Annotated in this window: 14 protein-coding genes; 6 read left to right on the plus strand and 8 right to left on the minus strand. The window is 46.0% G+C overall.

All coding sequences use genetic code 11. From position 1 onward, the window contains the following. The first annotated feature begins 69 nt into the window (after positions 1-69). The 4 genes from L0660_RS00855 to L0660_RS00870 all read left to right on the plus strand — a co-directional run bounded on the left by L0660_RS00855 (position 70) and on the right by L0660_RS00870 (position 6,216). On the plus strand, positions 70-1,008 hold the full coding sequence (locus tag L0660_RS00855; protein ID WP_233795137.1) for a nucleoside hydrolase: 939 nt from the start codon (positions 70-72) through the stop codon (positions 1,006-1,008). Positions 1,009-1,154: 146 nt separating this feature from the next. Further along, positions 1,155-3,761, plus strand: coding sequence for a family 20 glycosylhydrolase (locus L0660_RS00860; protein ID WP_235156864.1), 2,607 nt, complete (start codon positions 1,155-1,157; stop codon positions 3,759-3,761). A 37-nt stretch (positions 3,762-3,798) separates the two neighbouring features. Beyond that, on the plus strand, positions 3,799-5,046 hold the full coding sequence (locus L0660_RS00865) for an MFS transporter (RefSeq protein ID WP_235156865.1): 1,248 nt from the start codon (positions 3,799-3,801) through the stop codon (positions 5,044-5,046). Between the two features lie 9 nt (positions 5,047-5,055). Beyond that, the gene (locus L0660_RS00870; protein ID WP_235156866.1) at positions 5,056-6,216 is read left to right on the plus strand and encodes a DNA-binding transcriptional regulator; all 1,161 of its coding nucleotides are present in this window, start codon (positions 5,056-5,058) and stop codon (positions 6,214-6,216) included. A gap of 1 nt (position 6,217) precedes the next feature. On the opposite strand, the gene L0660_RS00875 is transcribed toward L0660_RS00870, so the two are convergent. The 8 genes from L0660_RS00875 to L0660_RS00910 all read right to left on the minus strand — a co-directional run bounded on the left by L0660_RS00875 (position 6,218) and on the right by L0660_RS00910 (position 16,289). Beyond that, entirely contained in the window at positions 6,218-8,263 is a 2,046-nt protein-coding gene (locus L0660_RS00875; protein WP_235156867.1) for a M13 family metallopeptidase, read from the minus strand. A gap of 28 nt (positions 8,264-8,291) precedes the next feature. Beyond that, positions 8,292-9,782 carry a peptide MFS transporter gene (locus tag L0660_RS00880; protein WP_235156868.1) on the minus strand — a complete coding sequence of 497 codons (1,491 nt, stop codon included), beginning with the start codon at positions 9,780-9,782 and terminating at the stop codon, positions 8,292-8,294. Between the two features lie 162 nt (positions 9,783-9,944). Next, positions 9,945-10,853, minus strand: coding sequence for a hypothetical protein (locus L0660_RS00885; RefSeq protein WP_233795143.1), 909 nt, complete (start codon positions 10,851-10,853; stop codon positions 9,945-9,947). 172 nt (positions 10,854-11,025) lie between these two features. After that, complete coding sequence (locus tag L0660_RS00890) at positions 11,026-11,805, minus strand: YgcG family protein (protein ID WP_235156869.1); 780 nt, start codon at positions 11,803-11,805, stop codon at positions 11,026-11,028. 3 nt (positions 11,806-11,808) lie between these two features. Further along, the gene (locus L0660_RS00895; RefSeq protein ID WP_235156870.1) at positions 11,809-12,252 is read right to left on the minus strand and encodes a TPM domain-containing protein; all 444 of its coding nucleotides are present in this window, start codon (positions 12,250-12,252) and stop codon (positions 11,809-11,811) included. A 39-nt stretch (positions 12,253-12,291) separates the two neighbouring features. Continuing rightward, complete coding sequence (locus tag L0660_RS00900) at positions 12,292-12,873, minus strand: LemA family protein (protein ID WP_026631223.1); 582 nt, start codon at positions 12,871-12,873, stop codon at positions 12,292-12,294. Positions 12,874-13,024: 151 nt separating this feature from the next. Further along, entirely contained in the window at positions 13,025-14,218 is a 1,194-nt protein-coding gene (locus tag L0660_RS00905; protein ID WP_235156871.1) for a deoxyribodipyrimidine photo-lyase, read from the minus strand. A 130-nt stretch (positions 14,219-14,348) separates the two neighbouring features. Continuing rightward, positions 14,349-16,289 carry an OmpA family protein gene (locus tag L0660_RS00910; protein WP_235157369.1) on the minus strand — a complete coding sequence of 647 codons (1,941 nt, stop codon included), beginning with the start codon at positions 16,287-16,289 and terminating at the stop codon, positions 14,349-14,351. 439 nt (positions 16,290-16,728) lie between these two features. Here L0660_RS00910 and rpsL point away from each other — a divergent pair, with 439 nt between their 5' ends. Further along, positions 16,729-17,142, plus strand: a complete 414-nt coding sequence (gene rpsL, locus L0660_RS00915; protein WP_026631225.1) for a 30S ribosomal protein S12 — start codon at positions 16,729-16,731, stop codon at positions 17,140-17,142. Between the two features lie 117 nt (positions 17,143-17,259). Next, the gene (gene rpsG, locus L0660_RS00920) at positions 17,260-17,727 is read left to right on the plus strand and encodes a 30S ribosomal protein S7 (protein WP_026631226.1); all 468 of its coding nucleotides are present in this window, start codon (positions 17,260-17,262) and stop codon (positions 17,725-17,727) included. Positions 17,728-17,948: the final 221 nt, after the last annotated feature.

Here is a 17,948-nt window from a genome sequence, read left to right on the forward strand (position 1 = left end):
AAAGTGTTTTTCTTAATGATTGCCATGCATAAAATAATACTGATATTTTGTCTTTTAACTTGTTCCCACGTGTATTCTCAAACAGGAAGCCGGCTCCCCAAAACATTAATTCTGGATACGGACATTGGCCCGGATTATGACGATGTGGGCGCCATGGCGGTCATGCATGCCTTGGCAGACAAGGGGGAAGTAAGGCCTTTGGCGGTGATCGCTTCCAATAAAAATGAATATGTAGTGCCTACGATCGACTTAATCAACACATATTTCGGACGACCCGAACTGCCAACAGGAGCGCCGAAAGGAGCGGGAGCGCCAGCCTTTGGCGCTACGCAAAAATGGCCCGAAATGCTGGTCGAAAAGTATCCGCACAAGATCAAAAATACCGCCGACGCAGAAGATGCGGTAACGGTTTATCGTAAAATTTTAGCCAAACAACCGGATCAGAGCGTCACTATCGTCACCATTGGTTTTTTAACAAACCTGGCTAATCTGCTTGATTCGAAACCTGATGCACATTCTCCTTTGTCAGGGCTGGGCCTGGTGAAGAAGAAAGTAAGCGGCCTTGTGAGCATGGCCGGTAAATTTCCGGCAGGACGCGAATACAATGTATATGCAGACTCACTCGCCTCTCAGAAGGTTTTCACGGAATGGCCCACGGAAATCATTTTCAGCGGTTTTGAAATAGGGCAAGAGATCCGGACCGGTGTGCATGTGATTGCAAATGAAAGATTAAAAGGCCCCGTTAAAGATGCTTACCAAATGGCCATGTCCAAAAGCAAGGAGGATGCCAATGGCCGCCAGAGCTGGGACCAGACTGCCGTGCTCGTCGGCGTACGTGGTGTACAGCCTTATTTTGGACTAAAACGCGGCAAAATCGTCATTACAGATGGGAACAACACCTGGCAGGACGACCCCATGGGCCCGCACGCTTACCTCACACCCGGCATGCCAACTGCCCAGCTCACTGCATTGATCGAAGGATTAATGATGTGGGAAGGTAAAAAATAGGTCCGTTGGCGGACCAGGATCATTGCGGCAATTGCTGAAAGAAATACTAGTATATTTTCCTAAGTTATCAGTAATATTAATGCTGTAATCCGGCTTGCCTGCATAGCAACCGTTAAAACTCATAAAATCTTTGTATTTCTGACCCAATGAAGAGAATATTCCTTTATCAGCTTGTTGCACTATGTTTTCTTGTCCTGGCCGGCTGTTCGCGCAACGGTGACGTTACCAAAGAGCAGGCGCAAAAAATCGGTATTTCGTGGAAGCTCATTACCAATTTTATAGAGCCAGCGCATAGTTTCGATGCCAAATTCACCCTTAGAAATGGCAGCGATTTTACACTCGACGGCACCAACTGGGCATTGTTTTTCAATATGTCGCCTCGGCCGATCCAGCGCAATAAAACACCGCAGCCGGCTATTATTGAGCATTTGAATGGGGATTGGTACAAAATGGTGCCGGGTAAGGATTTCAAGCTGGCTCCGGGTGACTCTATCATTGTAAATTATACCGGAACAGAAGGCGTCATTAAGGAAACGGATGCGCCGATGGGCTTGTATTTTGTTTTTTATGACAAAGAAGGCAAAGAGAAGGAGATCGTGCAGGTTGCAGATTTCAAGGTTGAACCGTTTGTTGCCAAAGAGCAGATCCTCAGAGGAAAAGATGATCTAGTCCCGCTTCCAACGGCTGAGCAACGTTATAAAGACAACCTCAAATTCACTAAGCTTGGCGCAGAGCAGCTTTTGAAGATCATTCCGTCTCCGGTAAAAATGAGTGCCGGCACGGAGACATTTACATTAGACAGTAAGGCCAATGTATTTTACCAGAAAGGTCTTGAAAAGGAAGCCAAATACCTGATTGAAAAACTAAAAACAGTTACCGGAACAGATTTTCCGATCCGCGAGGGACTGCCGACCACAACAACGGCCGAGGCTCCGTCTATTGTTTTGAACACAGGAACTGTATCGGTAAACGGCATTGCCAAGGAAGCGTATAAGCTAGGCGTTAATGCAAGCGGCGTAAATATTACGGGCAGTGATGCGGCAGGCGTTTTCTATGGCATTCAAAGTCTTTTACAGCTTGTACCAACGGAATCTTACCAAAAACCGGCTCCATCAATCTTGTTAGGGCATATTCAGGTTGAGGATGCACCACGTTTTCATTTCAGAAGCATGCATTTGGACGTGGGCAGGAATTTCCAGACAAAAGAATCGATAAAGCGCGTGCTGGATCTCCTGGCGTCATATAAAGTCAATCACTTTTTGTTTTATACCACCGAGGATGAAGGCTGGCGCGTTGAAATCGATGGGTTACCTGAACTCACGGATGTAGGCGCGCACCGTGCGCATATGTCAGGAATCGGTGCTCCTGCATTGCATCCAAGTTACGGATCAGGGCCGGTGGCAAATGATGAGGGTAAATATGGAAGTGGTTATTACACCCGTGCCGATTTTATTGAAATACTTAAATATGCAAACGACAGGCACATTAAGGTGATCCCGGAAGTTAATTTCCCTGGTCACGCACTGGCAGCGATCAAGTCAATGGAAGCGCGCTATGAACGTTTGATGAAGGAAGGAAAAGAGAAAGAAGCGAACGAATACCGGTTGATTGACCCGGAAGACAAGTCCGTTTACCTTTCGGCGCAGGCTTATAAGAATAATACCGTAAGTGTAGCCCGGGAATCCACTTATCATTTCTTTGAAAAGGTGGTGGATGAATTTGCCAAAATGTATAAAGAGGCAGGTTTGACGATGGATACTTTCCATACGGGCGGTGATGAGGTGGCCGAAGGCGCCTGGACCAAGTCGCCTATGGCCATTAAATTGAAGGCTGAAAATCCGGAGATCAAAGAATTCCGCGACCTGCAAACTTACTTTTTCAGAAAACTGCTGCCGAGATTGGAAAAGCGCAACCTCAAAGTGCATGGCTGGGAGGAAGTTGCCCTTACCAAAACCAATGCAGGCATTTACAATGCTAATCCTGAATTCGTGGGCCATCCTGTGGTTCCTTATGTTTGGAACAATGTATATGATGTGGATTTGGGTAACCGCCTCGCGAATGCCGGATATCAGGTTGTACTTTGCAATGTGACGAATTTTTACTTCGATATGTCTTACAACAACGACCCGAAAGAGCCAGGCTTGTATTGGGGAGGATTTGTAGATACGCGCGATAACTGGGCATTTGCACCATTCAATATGTTCCGCACAACGGAGCAGACGGCTTTGGGCAAGCCTATGAAAGAGGAATTCGTAGGTAAGCAGCAGCTGAAACCGGAGGCGCGGAAAAATATCATCGGAATAGAAGCGCAGCTTTGGTGCGAGACGGTGAAAGGCCGTGATATGATGGAATACTCTATTTTACCAAAATTGATGGGTTTTGCAGAAAGCGCCTGGGCAGCGGAACGCAAGTGGGAGAATGTGGCTGACGACGCAGCGCGCAAAAAAATGATCGATGAAGGCTGGAATGTTTTTGCCAACAGCATTGCGCAGCGGCACATGCCAAGAATGCGTTTTGTGAACGGAGGTTATAATTACAGGCTTCCTATGCCGGGCGCTGTGGTGGAAGGCGGCATGCTGAAAGCCAATGTGGAACTTCCCGGACTTGCTATACGCTACACCACGGACGGTTCGGAGCCAACTGCAAAATCGCCGGTTTACGAAGCGCCGGTAAAAGCATCCGGAACGATCAAGCTGAAAAGCTTTGATATGGCTGGTAGAGCGAGCCGCACTAGCGTAGTTGCTGCCCAGTAAGCACGTCACAAATAGTGGATAGTAAGCCCGAACCCTCATGCAAAGGAATATTTTTATTGTTATCCTGATCCTGCTGATATTTTTTGTCATCTCTTTTTTGACCAATATCCTGGGTCCCATTATTCCGGATATCGTCAAAAGTTTCAGCCTGAGCATTGGCCTTGCGGGATTTCTTCCTTTTGCGTTTTTTGTGGCCTATGGGGTTATGTCAATCCCGGCAGGCCTGATGGTTGAGAAATACGGAGAAAAGCCAGTGTTACTACTGGCTTTTTTTCTTGCTTTTTTAGGAGCGCTGCTGTTTGCTATTATTCCAAGCTTTGCCATTGCACTAGGCTCTCTTTTTCTGATCGGGATTGGCATGGCCATGCTGCAAGTAGTCATTAACCCCTTGTTGCGGGTTGCAGGCGGCGAAGAGAAATTTGCATTCTTTTCGGTTCTGGCGCAGCTTTTCTTCGGCGGGGCATCATTTCTCAGCCCCATGCTTTACAGTTATCTGGTGCTCAATGTGCATTCAGGCAATTCCGGTTTTTTAATTGATACATTAAATAATCTTGTCCCTGAAAACCTGAAATGGGTTTCCCTGTATTGGGTTTTTGCCGTTATAGCATTGTTAATGGTGGTGGTGATTTCGTTGGTGAAATTTCCCAAAGTGGACCTGCTGGAAGACGAGCGTATGGATGTGGGACATTCATTTAAAGAACTGGTGGCGAACAAATCAGTCTGGCTGTTCTTTTTGGGCATTTTTGCGTATGTAGGAACCGAGCAGGGCATTGCCAACTGGATCTCTCAATTTTTACAAACCTATCACAATGTTGATCCCGCCACTAACGGCGCGGCGGTGATTTCCTATTTCTGGGGATTGCTTACCATCGGGTGTTTTCTGGGATTGATTTTATTAAAAATATTCGATAGCCGTAAAGTGCTCGTTTTCTTCACTTCCGGGGCTATTTTATCATTGGCTTTCGCATTATTTGGTTCAAAAGCGGTTGCTATGAATGCATTTCCTATCACCGGTTTCTTTGCCTCGGTCATGTATTCGGTGATTTTCTCGCTTGCGTTGAATTCAGTTCCGAGGCATCATGGAACGTTCTCGGGCATTTTGTGTGCCGGCATTGCGGGCGGGGCGGTTGTGCCTTTAATCGTTGGCGGGCTGGGGGAGTTGTTTGGATTACAAATGGCGATGCTATTCCTTTTTGTGCCGCTGGCTTACATTTTCAGCATTGGCATCTGGGCCAAACCACTCGTTAATAATGATACGATTTCGAGCATTAAGGACATCTTCTGATCATGCCTGATGTATAAAATAATACTTCTCCTTGACTTCGCCGAAGAATACAGCAAGAGCCTGATGAAGGGAATCAACACGTATTCGAAGGAATTCGGGCCCTGGATCTTTTGCCGGATGCCTCTTTTTCACCGCGAAACAGTGGGGATCGACGGGATTTTGAAATGGGCGCTGGAATGGAAAGCCGATGGCATCGTGGGACAGCTTTATAATAAGGACATTGAAAAAATAGTGCAGGCGGGGATTCCCGTTATAGCGCAGGATTTCAAAGAGCGTTTTGCTGAAATTCCCAACATTACCGGTGGCTATCACGAAGCCGGGCAGCTCGGCGCCGATTATTTTCTCAAAAAAGGTTTTACCAACTTCGCTTTTTACGGATTCAACGACATTGTCTGGTCAAGAGAGAGGGCTGAGGGATTTGAGGAAAGGCTGAAAAAGCGCGGGCATAAGGTTCATTATTTTGAGCACAAAAAGGCGCGTTCCACAGAGCTTTGGTATTATAAGCCCAGCTCGCTGAGCCGCTGGCTGAAATCGCTGCCGAAGCCCATCGGCCTCATGACCTGCGACGATAACCAGGGGCAGCACATTACCGAGGCCTGTCGGCAATTGGGAATCCGCATTCCCGAAGAAGTTGCTGTTTTGGGTGTGGATAATGACGAAATGATCTGCGATTTATCAGATCCGCCACTGTCGAGCATTGCATTGGATGCAGAAAAAGGTGGTTACGATGCTGCCAAATTGCTCGATCACATGATCAAGCATGGCACGGCCCATTATTATGATATCATTGTAAAGCCGGTTCAGGTTATTACAAGGCATTCCACGGATATTTATGCTACCAATGATGATCATATCGCGTCATCATTAAAATACATTCATCAGAACATTGATAAAAACCTGCACGTAGATGAGGTTGTTAAGCAGGTTCCGTTGTCCCGCCGTGCGCTGGAAAAGCGCTTTCTTGAAATTACGGGTTATCCTATTTATAAATACATTTTCAACCTGCGCATTGAGAAATTTACCCAAAAACTGCTCGATACGGATATGTCGGTTTTTGAAATTGCGCTGGATATGGGGCTCACAGACAGCAAAAATATAGCCCGCCAATTCAGGCAGGCTAAGGGGTGTAGTCCAAGTGTTTATCGTAACAGATATGTTGCGGGTAAATAGCTTACCAGATCACAATCCGGGCTGAATCGGGCAGGATCATTTTGCTATTTGGTGCGCAGTTCCATGCGGCTTCAAATTCTTTCAAATGCGGCATAGGGCCATTGATACGATCTTTTGCGGGTGAATGTGGGTCGGTTTGCACCTGGTTTCGCAATGCTTCGTTGGTTGTGTTCATGTGCCAAACCTGCGCCCAGCCCAGGAAGAAGCGTTGTTTCCAGTTGAAACCGTCGATAGGAGCGGGCTCCGCTTTGCCTTTCAGGGATTTTTCCAATGCATAGTAAGCCAATGTTAATCCACCCAGATCGGCAACATTCTCGCCAATCGTTAATGCACCGTTGATTTTGAATCCGGGTAATGCTTCAATGCCGCTGAAATAGTCGATGTATTTCTTTGTCAGCTTGTCAAAGTTGGCCCTGTCGGAAGGTGTCCACCAGTTTTTAAGATTTCCTTCATCGTCAAACTGCGACCCCTGATCGTCGAAACCATGCGTGAACTCGTGACCGATAACGGCAATGATGCCGCCGTAGTTAATGGCATCGTCCGCATCGCGGTTGTAAAATGGCGGCTGCAAAATCCCGGCAGGGAACACGATTTCGTTATTGAGCGGATTGTAATAGGCATTCACCGTTTGCGGCGTCATCAGCCATTCGGCCTTATCCACCGGCTTTCCTATTTTGTCGATCTCCTCCTTATGCGCGTAAAGCGACGCTGCAATCACATTTTCAAAAAGCTTATCTTTTACCACATCAATGGACGAGTAATCCTTCCATTTATCGGGATAGCCGATTTTGTAGGTGAATGCTTTCAATTTTTTGTGGGCCTTCGCCTTGGTAGAATCGCCCATCCAGGAAAGTTTGTCGATACGCTCGCCGTACACCGTGCGGACGTTTTCGATCATTTCCGAAACCTTCTTCTTATCCTCCTCCGGGAAGTATTTTTTAGAGAACAATTTTCCCAAAGGCATTCCTAACAGGCCATCCGTTGAACGGATAGCGCGTTCCACTCTTGCTTTCTGCTGTTTTGTGCCGCGCATAACGGTGCTGAAAAAGCGGAAATTCTCCTGGTCAAAGCTTTTGGGAAGATATCCCGCGAACCGTGACAGAAGCTGCCATTTCGTATAAAGCTTTAATGTGGCAATCGGCGTGGCTTTGAGCAGCTTGTTTACGTTTTCCAGGTAAGCTTTGTTCTGGACAACAATGCTGTCCGTCTTGATGTCTTGCTTGCCGGCAAATGTTTCAACATCAAAATCCGGAACGAGTGCTTGGAAACCTTTGAAGGACATTTTGTTATATGTCTTCACCGGATCGCGCAGCTCAACATTTGTTAGTTGAAGCTTCGCCAGTTTCGTCTCAAAATCCAGGATCGTTTGCCCTGGCTTAGGATCCCCAAATGCTGCCAGCGAGAACATTTTATCCACGTGTTTCACAAACTCCTCGCGTACTTTCACTGTGCTCGAATCCGTCCGTTCGTAGTAACTTCTCTCGCCCAGGCTCAGGCCGTCCTGCCCTTGATACAGGACATTGATTTTACTGTTTTTCAGATCCGCATCCACGCCTAAGCCCACAACCGAAGAAACACCAACCTTTTGCAATTCTCCTGAAACCGATGCAAGGTCTTTAAGGGACTGCACGCCATTTATTTTATCCAAATACGGCTTTAATGGTGTTATAGCACGTTTTTCAATGGTGACGGTGTCCAGATAGGATTGGTAATAATCCGCAATTTGCTGTTCCTCGCTTCCTTTCTTGCGATCTTCGAGCTTGACGATTTCGTTTATAATGCCTCTTAACCTTACCTCTTTGTTTTCTTTGTCCAACACATTGAAAGCGCCCCAGCGGCTTTCCGTTCCGGGAATCGGGTTCGCTTTTTTCCAGCCGCCATTTACATAAGTGTCAAAATCATCGCAAGCTTTCACCGTCGAGTCAAGCGAGCTGATATCAAAACCAGGCACTTTTTCACGGGTCGATTCCTGATCATTCTCTTTTTTGCAGGCCGTCATCGCAAGCGAGAATGCCAGTGCCGAATAACATAAATTGGCTAATTTCATTTGTAGTGATTGAATGTTAATTTGTTGATTACGAGATTCCGCCCATCCAGCCTTTGATAGGCTTCCAGAAAATAAGCAGGATAAAGCCGAACACGGTTGTAATAATAGCGACCTGGTTGAACAAGGCAGGCATTTGCATAATGTTTTCTTCATCAAACCCTCCGGCGAAGATCCCGGCAATGAGGTTACCCAGCGACGCGCCTACAAACCAGATACCCATCAATTGGCTTACATATCGCTTGGGGGCCAGTTTCGTATAAGAGCTCAGTCCGACCGGGCTTACGCACAATTCTCCGATCGTGTGCAGGAAGTAGGTAAATGTGAGGAACAAAGGAGATGCAAGCTGTCCGGTAACCGCAATGTTGGAAGCGGCAACCATTACAAAGAAGCTCAAACCCAACAATATCAATCCAGCCGCAAATTTGACGGGAATGGATGGGTTAAGGTTTTTTGATGACAGATATATCCACAGACTTGCCAGGACAGGCGCGAAAAGAAGCACGAAAGTAGGCTGGAAGTTCTGGAACCAGCTGGACGGCACTTCCCATCCGCCAATAACACGCTGGGTATGCCGCTCGGCAAAGATCTGAAGCGATGTTCCGGCCTGTTCGTAACCTGCCCAAAAAAGCGCTATGGCCAGGAACAGGATGATTAACACCACAACGCGATACTGCTCCACGCGGGTAAGGCCCCCGGCAAACAATATAAAGAGGAAGTAGGAAGCAGAAATAATGACAATGATCACACCGGCACCTTTTGCCAGCCCCTGCGCGGTGGTCATATCCAGCACGCCGGAAGTTTGCAAGACGATCAGCAGCACTACGAGTGCGCCGATGAAAAGGTAACCGAGCCTTTTGTTGGCTCCGTTTTGCGCATCGGATTCGGCCGTAGCGATCCTGGCCGGCGGCACATCACCCATTCCCTTAAGATAGCGGGCGCTTCCGTAGCGGAAAACGATCAATCCAAGAAGCATTCCAATGGCGGCTGCTCCAAAGCCCATATGCCAGCTTACCCGTTCTCCGAGATAACCTACAATGGCAATTCCAAGGAACGAGCCGAGGTTAATGCCCATATAAAAAATGGAGAATGCTGCATCACGCCGCGCACCGCCCTCGGGATAAAGCTCGCCTACGATCGAGCTGATGTTTGGTTTCAATAAGCCGGTTCCGACCGCCACTGTCGTGAGCCCTAAAAAGAAGAGCGTACTGCCGCCTGGAATTGCCAGGATAATGTGGCCCAGCATGATCACGATCCCGCCATACCATATGGCTTTTTTCTGACCCAAAATATTATCCGCAAGCCACCCACCAGGCAATGTCAGCAAGTATACAGATGCAGTATATAAGCCATAAATCGCGGCTGCTTCGCCTGCGTTCATGCCCATCCCGCCACGTACGGCGTCGAGGAGAAAAAGTAAGAGGATTGCACGCATCCCGTAGTAGCTGAACCGCTCCCACATTTCCGCGAAAAAAAGGACATATAAGCCTGTGGGGTGCTTTTGGGAAATCTGTGCAGACATAGAAGAGAAGTGTTTTATTTGGTTTAGCGGGCTGTTTTTTGAAAAAATGATAGCACAAGATATGAAATAACGATAAATATAAATAAACGGATAAAATAAATGCGGTAACCAGCCACATCGGGCCAGTTACCGCATTTACATAAAATTAGGTTATTCAAATCCTTACTTAACTGAGAACGAGCCTTCTCCAATGGAGAAACCTTCTGAGTAAAGTTCGATCGTATATTTTCCCGACGCAAATGACGCATCCCTGTCATAAAGAATACTTACGTCCTGGTTATTATTGGTATAAGATACATCCTTACTAATGGTATATCCTTGTTCCTGGCCATTATAGTCAAATACGCCGGATCCGGTTTTCGTATCCGAGATTGTTGCTCCTGATGGATCAATGATACGCAGATAAATGGTTTTGTTATCTGCCGCAGTCAATGGATTTTTTTCAAGAATGAAATCAACCCGGACCTTATCCACTCTTTTGGCCTTCACATTTTCGCCTTCTCTCACTTTTCCTTTGGATGAAACAGCATAAACCTTCACGTTCCGTGCGCGCAATGCTGCAGCCATTGTAACTTTGGATTCCAGCTCGGTGTTTTTGGAAACTACACCTGAAAGGGAATCACTGATGGCCTGTTTGGTCGTTTCCAGTGTTGTTTTTTCCTGAACCAAGGTTTCGTTCTGGCTGATCAGCTGCTGGTTCTCTTCTCTGAGCTGCGCGATTTCTTCGTCTTTTTTGTTCAGAAACGCTTCATACTCTTTCACTTTTTTGCCCATGGTAACATTGCCTTTACGCAATGCGATACGGTCATTTTCGAGGGCTGCCTTCACTTTCTGCAACTCCTCAATGTCGCCACCCAATCCCTGAACTTCCTGGATCCGTGCGTCGAGTTGTTTCGAAATAGAATCGAGCTTGATTTCTGCTGATGCGAGTTCGTTTACACGAGATTGCAGATCTGTTTCCTGCTTATTGGTGATATTGCGCTCATTGTAGTATAGATAACCAAATACTGCCGCAAGAATTGTCATAAGGATCAACCCGACCAATAGACCGGTATTATTCTTCCTTTCCATATAATTTTGTTTAGGTTAAATAAAATAATTAATGGATAATGTCAAAAAACTATGCCAACACTATACGTTATCGGATAAGCATTAAATGCAAAAAAGGACGGCCTTACGCAAATTTGCATAAGGCCGTCCTTTTAAATATCAATTGCTTTGTAACCAACTCGTAAATAGCGACTTAGTAGTCTCCTCCTGCGCCTCCGCCACCAAAGCTTCCCCCTCCGAATCCTCCAAAACCACCTCCGCCTCCGCCACCTCCGCCCCAGTTCCCGGAAAAGCTTCCTCCCCCGGAATGGGTAGTATATGGCCAAATGATCGGTCCGCCAAATCCGCCCAAACCGCCGCGTCCGCCTCTGCCGCCACCATTATTACGGTTTCGGAACATGAAGATCATAATCACGACAAATATGATTACGAAGATCAGCAATGGTGAGGATGATTCGTCGTCATTAGCCTGTTTGGGATCGGCTTTGTATTCGCCGGTCGCGTATTTGAAAATCATGTCCACGCCTTCATCCAAACCTTCATAAAACTGACTGTTTTTGAATTTGGGCGTGATCACCTGTGAAATGATCCTTTTGGCAATGGCATCGGGAATGGCACCTTCCAGCCCATAACCAGTACTAATGTACACTTTGCGGTCTGTGGGCGCCCATAGCAGCACGATTCCGTTGTCTTTGTCTTTCTGTCCGACACCCCATTCCCGGCCAAGCTTCAATGCATAATCCGCCAATGGGTAGTCACCAGTTGTAGGCACAATAACGATCACAATCTGCGAGGAAGTGGAGTCATTGTAGGCGACGAGTTTCTGTTCCAGCTGTGCCTCTTCGCTTGCACTAAGCTGATTGGCAAGATCATTCACCAGCCGAGGAGGATTGGGCCTTTTGGGTATATCCTGCGCTGCCACACGTAGGAATGTGAAGCAGATCAGACAAAAAATAATGAGGGCTTTCTTCATAGATCAGTGCCCGAACGAAATATCGTCCGGTAGTTCGTTGATGTCGCCAGATTGGTAGGGAAAATGCTTTTTCAATTGAAAACCGGCTTCTGCGATTCCTTTTGCAAGCCCTTCCGAATACTGCCCGTTTGAAAAATATTGCCGGAGAAGATCTTTTGTACTATTCCAGAAATCAGCGGTAACCTTCGCATCAATTCCTTTATCTCCTAAAACAGCGAACTTACGGTCTTCATATGCCAGGTAAAAAAGCACCCCGTTTTGTTCTGCTGTTTTATCAAGGTTCAGAAAAAGGAAGACTTCCTTAGCCCGCTCTATCACATCCGGATTAGGGCATTTCTTTTCGATATGCACCTTTACTTCGCCGGATGTTTGTTTTTCAGCTTGCTGAATTGCTTCAATGATAAGCTGCTGCTCCTTTTCATTAAAAAAGAGTGGATCTGTGGCCATGATGATCTGGTTTTAGTACTTAAGAACCAATGTGCTTTTCTAAAATTGCACGGTTGGAGCTTTGTCCGAACCAGCTGCCGCTGTGAAATAACCCTTTTGAGAAAACCCGAAGATGCCTGCAAAAAGATTGTTAGGGAATGTGCGCACTTCCTGGTTGTAATCCTTCACAACCGTATTGAAATCGTTTCTGGCTACCGTGATGCGGTTTTCAGTCCCTTCCAACTGCGCCTGAAGATCAAGAAAGTTCTGATTTGCTTTTAGTTGCGGATATTGCTCAACCGTTACAAGCAGTCGGGACAGTGCTCCACTCAACTGATCTTGTGCGCCCTGGAATTTCGCGATGTTTTCCGGCGTAAGATCTCCTGCATTAATAGTAGTTTGTGTTGCCTTGCTACGCGCCTCGATTACGGCTGTTAATGTTCCTTTCTCGAAATCCGCGGCTCCCTTAACAGTGCTTACCAGGTTCGGAATAAGGTCCGCGCGACGCTGATACTGGCTTTCCACCTTCGCCCATGATTCTTTTACAACCTCGTCTTTACTTACCAGGCCATTATATTTACCGCAGCCAACGAATCCGAAAATAAGAATTACGACAATAACGGCAATGAGTCCTTTTGACATTTTATATTCAGTTTAGAGTTAATGAATTTACTTCAAAGTTGCCCAAAGCTAGCAAAATCCTTTAGAAAAACTACATGACCGGGTCGAGGCGGATTTTGTACACACTTATTACCGGATAATAGGTTTTTTCCACAATTTTGACCCTTTGGCATCAGTTTTCTCCTACACCAGCAATATTATTCCAGCGTCCCCAGTTGACGGAACCTTCATAATCCATGAGGTGACTTTCGAAATACATCGCCCCCCAGGTCCAGTCAACATTCAGCACATTCACCAGATAATCGGCGCATAGGGTGCGCTCGTCGGAGGTCAAGAAGCCGGTTTGTTTAAGCTTTTTCATCAATGTGTTTACCTGAGAATCAGCTGTCTGCCCGTTCGTCCAGGTTTCATATAATGCATTGTCATTTTGCCAGCGGCGGAGAAACTGGTGCTGTACACCGCTCGGCTTGAACATTCTCGGCCCAAAACGCAGCAAAGTCCAGTGGAAATAGTCGCGTGAAAGCAGGTTTTCGAGCATCGCAACATCTTCCGCGTCAGCTGGTTGCACTTTTTTTACCTGAGAGTAAATGTATCTGGCGGAAATGCAGCCCAACGAAAGCCAGTCCGACAGACGCGTATCGGTAAGCGGATCGGCACTTTCGTAGCTCTTTCCTTCCTTTATATAGTCGGCCAGATATTTTTCCAACACTGTTAATGCGACAGATTCACCTCCCTGGCTGATATTTTGTTCATCGGCATTTTCCATTTCATTGGGATCAACGCCTATTTGTGCCAGGATCGGGATGGGGCCCGCGTCATAATCAGCCGGTAATGTTACTTTTCCGGGTTCGGGAAGCGGTTCTTTTACTTTCAGGGCATTCTCAATTCGCGTTGAAAAAGAAACGAAGTTGGCTGGAAGCTTTGCAATTGGGAACGGCAATGCCGTGGCATGCATCAGCGTATCCATCCAGAAGAGCTTAATGTCAATGTTAACCGTTTTGAGATTTTTGCTCAGGGAAGATTCGATGCGCGTTTCTTCCGGGGCGATTTCTTTGCTCGTATAAACATATTCGGCATTGTATTCTTCTGCAAGACGCGCGATGATCTTTTCGGGTTCGCCTATGCGTATCAAGAGATCGCCTCCCTTTTGTCTTAAACGGTTCCTGAGGTCGACGACGGACTGGATTAAAAATTGTCCCCGCATGGCGCCTGTGCGGCGGAAGCCTAATCTTGTCTTATCGAATTGCCGGGGATCGAAAACGTAAACGGGTACAATTTCACTTGCTGATGCGACAGCAGAAAAAAGTGCTTCATTATCGCGTAAACGCAGGTCATTTCTAAACCAATAGATGATTCGCTGAGCCATTAATACTAACTAAATAATCTGAAAATCGAATATTAAAAATACAAACATACAAAATTTGAACCTGGGCATAACCAAAGAAGCCCGGTCCAGGGCATTGCCGGGACCGGGCTTCTATAATATTTGGCAAATGTTAGTAACTCAGGATCGTGAATTCCGTTCTCCGGTTGCGCTGGTGTTCTTCCTCGGTTTTGGCATTCGGAATGATGAGTTCGCGCTCGCCATAACCTTTGGCAACCATCCGGTCGGCATCTATTCCTTTTGTATTGAGATAAGTCACGGCCGATTCTGCCCTGTTTTGTGAAAGCGTCATGTTATAGGCGTCCGTTGCACGCGCATCCGTATGAGAGCTCAGCTCGATTTTCATCGTAGGATTATCTTTCAGGATCTGCACGAGCTTATCCAGCTCAATGGCCGCATCCGGGCGAATGTTGTATTTGTTCAAATCGTAATAAATGTTCTCGAGAACAAATGTCTTGTTCAATTCCAGCTTATCGAGCTTAATTGTCACATTGAATGTGGTGTCGGTTAATTCTTTTGTCAGGAAGATTGGAGGAATCGAACGACCGTCCATCGAAAATGGCTCGCGTCTGCTGATATATCCTTTGCGCTGAACCAAAAGGCTGTATGACTTGCCTTCTTCAACAGGCTGTTTGCCAAATTTTCCTTCTGAATTGGAAGGCAACTGCGCAATTTCAGTATCAGAAGTGTCTGGCAGAATGCGAATGACTGCAGAATCGATCGGCGTCGATGTTCCGTTGGCGATCACATTTCCAGCCAGGAAGTATCTTACAACCTTTGGCTTGCCATTGATGTATTTCGGGTTGTTAGGATTTAAAGGATCGTTCGGGTCGTTGTTTTTAGCCACCGTAGTGCTATCCTCTTCCTCCGGGCCGGAGAAATAATAAATGTCGTCGTCTCCTTTGCCACCCTCGCGGTTGGACGAGAAGAAACCTTTGTTCAAGTCTTTATAAAACACAAGCCCAAAATCATCTTGAGGACTATTAAAGGGCAAACCTAAATTTTCAATCGAAATAACGCCCTGCGTGCGCGTCGCTGAGAAAAGATCAAGCTTTCCGAGCCCAGGATGGCCGTCAGAAGCAAAATAGAGCTTTCCGCCTTCGGCCACATAAGGGAACATTTCGTCACCAGCTGTATTAATGTCCTTACCCATATTTACAGGCTTGCTAAACCGGCCCGATGCATCCATATTGGTGCGGTAAAGGTCAATGCCGCCTGCGCCGCCAGCACGGTTTGAAGCAAAATACAATGTTTTGCCGTCGCGGGAAAAAGCAGGCGAACCGTCCCAGGCTAGTGAATCGTTGATAGGTAAAATGGCGGGCGTAGTCCACTGTCCGTTCACATTGCGGCTTAAATACAGATCTACATCCACAGCGCCGTTTTTCTTACCTGTGTTGCCGCGTGCAAACACCAATGTCTTTCCGTCCGGAGAAAATGCGGGTGAAGCCTCATTAGCATCCGCCTCAAAAATATCATTGCTCAGCAAAACCGGCGTGCCTTGTGTAGCACCCGCATCTTCCGAAACCGAAACTTTGTAAAGGCCCAGCATAGGCTGGCCATTATTTTTGTAGACCTTTTCTTTTTTGGATGAAGAAAAAACAAGTTCGTTACCTAATATTGTCGGTGAAAATTCAGATCCGGGCGTGTTGAGCGGGATTGCTTTGGCTTCAACCTCCATCTTTGTTGTACGCAAGCGATCCGCAATTTTAAGAATCTCAACTTCGCGCAATGCTCTGTCCTGCAAACTTTGAACGCCGGCAGTGTCCTTGGCATAGGAAGCAAACTGGTTGGACGCTTCTTCATACTGGCCAGCCGTTTTCAATGCATAGGCATACTGAAACCGGGCATCAGGCTTATTGATACCGGCGTCAATGGCTTTCTTATAAAAAGGAATAGATTCTTTGAAACGGTTGGACAAGCGATAGGATTCGGCAATCAGATAATCGGTTTGTACAGGCTCTATATTCGCAACGGCAGCCTTTTCAAATGCTTTTATAGCCAGATCATATTCACCGTTTTCAAATTTCTTTTGCCCGTCTTTATAGGCCTGCATGGCTGAGTTACAGCCAGATAAATAAGCACATATAGTAAAGAGGCTAACTATGAGGGTAAAGTAACGCCGGGAAAGTTTCATAATGTAAAGTATAAAATCAAATGATTTGACGCGCACACTGGGTTTTTGATAAACAATACTAATAAACAACGTTTGGAAATAAAATTCCGGATATGAGAGGCTAAGATTTTTATTTATTCTTCTTTGGGCTAAAATCAAGCCTGTTAATCGTTTGGCAGGGATGCGCTGAGCAATATAAGCATGTTCGTCCTGCATTTTGGCATTACAATGCTTATTTGTTCAAATGGTTTTTGGAAAAAAAGAAAGTAACGTTTTGTAAATCAATGTAGGACTGTTACTTTTGCAGTCCGATTTTTCGGGAAAACTGTTTTCAAAACAATAGACTGGTGCATTAACCAGATCAAAATCAATTTGTTAAATGCCAACTATTTCACAATTAGTCCGTAAAGGTAGAGAGACCATTACATGGAAATCAAAGTCACCGGCTTTGGATTCTTGCCCTCAGCGTAGGGGAGTGTGCACCAGGGTGTACACGACAACGCCTAAAAAACCGAACTCAGCGCTTCGTAAAGTTGCCCGTGTTCGTCTTTCAAACAACAAGGAGGTGAATGCCTACATCCCGGGTGAAGGCCACAACTTGCAAGAGCACTCGATCGTTTTGATCCGCGGTGGTCGTGTTAAGGATTTGCCAGGTGTGCGTTACCACATTATCCGTGGTGCATTGGATACAGCTGGTGTGAACGGCCGTAAGCAACGTCGTTCGAAATATGGTGCTAAGCGTCCAAAACCAGGACAAGTTGCAGCAGCACCAACAAAAGGTAAAAAGAAATAAAAAGTAACTCTCTCTGCTTTTATTAAGGAATTAATCTGATAAAAGGGAAGTAATCCAGGCTGCTGGCCTGGGTGAATAAGTTGCAAAACGAAACCTCGTGTAAAATTTTAAGTTAAAATGAGAAAGTCGAAACCAAAGAAAAGATATATCCTTCCTGATCCAAAGTTCAGGGACGTTCAGGTAACCAAGTTCGTTAACAACCTGATGTTCGAAGGAAAGAAAAGCATTGCATTCACTATTTTCTATGATGCATTGGAAATAGTTGAGAAGAAGACTAGCGAAAGCGGTCTTGAAACCTGGAGAAAAGCATTGAACAATGTAACTCCATCTGTGGAAGTGAAAAGCCGTCGTGTAGGTGGTGCTACTTTCCAGGTTCCAACCGAAGTTCGTCCTGAGCGTAAGCAGTCTTTGGGAATGAAATGGTTGATCAACTATTCCCGTAAGCGTGGAGAAAAAACAATGGTTGACCGTCTTGCTGGTGAGATCATTGCCGCTGCAAAGGGTGAAGGAGCTGCTGTTAAAAAGAAAGATGATACGCACCGTATGGCAGATGCCAACAAAGCGTTCTCGCACTTTAGATTCTAGTAGTTGCAGAATATTGAATACAGTCGGAAGTTCGGTTTACCCGGGCTTCCGATTTTTTATTTGAGATTTTTCTGAAATTTAACCTTTACATAATTGTTTTTATAATCAACAATTTATACTTTTGCGCTCTGAATTTTTGGAAGTAGTGCGTTTTCGCCGTCCTCTTTGAGTTCAAATTGCTTCTGAGTGAATTGCACATCGAATATAAAATAACACATCAC

This window comes from Dyadobacter sp. CY351 (assembly GCF_021502625.1).
GTDB lineage: Bacteria > Bacteroidota > Bacteroidia > Cytophagales > Spirosomataceae > Dyadobacter > Dyadobacter chenhuakuii.

Excerpts from the sequence above, each read along its gene's own strand:
- L0660_RS00860 (WP_235156864.1), top strand. The coding sequence starts at position 1,155 with ATGAAGAGAATATTCCTTTATCAGCTTGTTGCACTATGTTTTCTTGTC.
- L0660_RS00865 (WP_235156865.1), top strand. The coding sequence starts at position 3,799 with ATGCAAAGGAATATTTTTATTGTTATCCTGATCCTGCTGATATTTTTT.
- L0660_RS00870 (WP_235156866.1), top strand. The coding sequence starts at position 5,056 with ATGTATAAAATAATACTTCTCCTTGACTTCGCCGAAGAATACAGCAAG.
- L0660_RS00875 (WP_235156867.1), bottom strand. The coding sequence starts at position 8,263 with ATGAAATTAGCCAATTTATGTTATTCGGCACTGGCATTCTCGCTTGCG.
- L0660_RS00880 (WP_235156868.1), bottom strand. The coding sequence starts at position 9,782 with ATGTCTGCACAGATTTCCCAAAAGCACCCCACAGGCTTATATGTCCTT.
- L0660_RS00885 (WP_233795143.1), bottom strand. The coding sequence starts at position 10,853 with ATGGAAAGGAAGAATAATACCGGTCTATTGGTCGGGTTGATCCTTATG.
- L0660_RS00890 (WP_235156869.1), bottom strand. The coding sequence starts at position 11,805 with ATGAAGAAAGCCCTCATTATTTTTTGTCTGATCTGCTTCACATTCCTA.
- L0660_RS00895 (WP_235156870.1), bottom strand. The coding sequence starts at position 12,252 with ATGGCCACAGATCCACTCTTTTTTAATGAAAAGGAGCAGCAGCTTATC.
- L0660_RS00900 (WP_026631223.1), bottom strand. The coding sequence starts at position 12,873 with ATGTCAAAAGGACTCATTGCCGTTATTGTCGTAATTCTTATTTTCGGA.
- L0660_RS00905 (WP_235156871.1), bottom strand. The coding sequence starts at position 14,218 with ATGGCTCAGCGAATCATCTATTGGTTTAGAAATGACCTGCGTTTACGC.
- L0660_RS00910 (WP_235157369.1), bottom strand. The coding sequence starts at position 16,289 with ATGCAGGCCTATAAAGACGGGCAAAAGAAATTTGAAAACGGTGAATAT.
- rpsL (WP_026631225.1), top strand. The coding sequence starts at position 16,729 with ATGCCAACTATTTCACAATTAGTCCGTAAAGGTAGAGAGACCATTACA.
- rpsG (WP_026631226.1), top strand. The coding sequence starts at position 17,260 with ATGAGAAAGTCGAAACCAAAGAAAAGATATATCCTTCCTGATCCAAAG.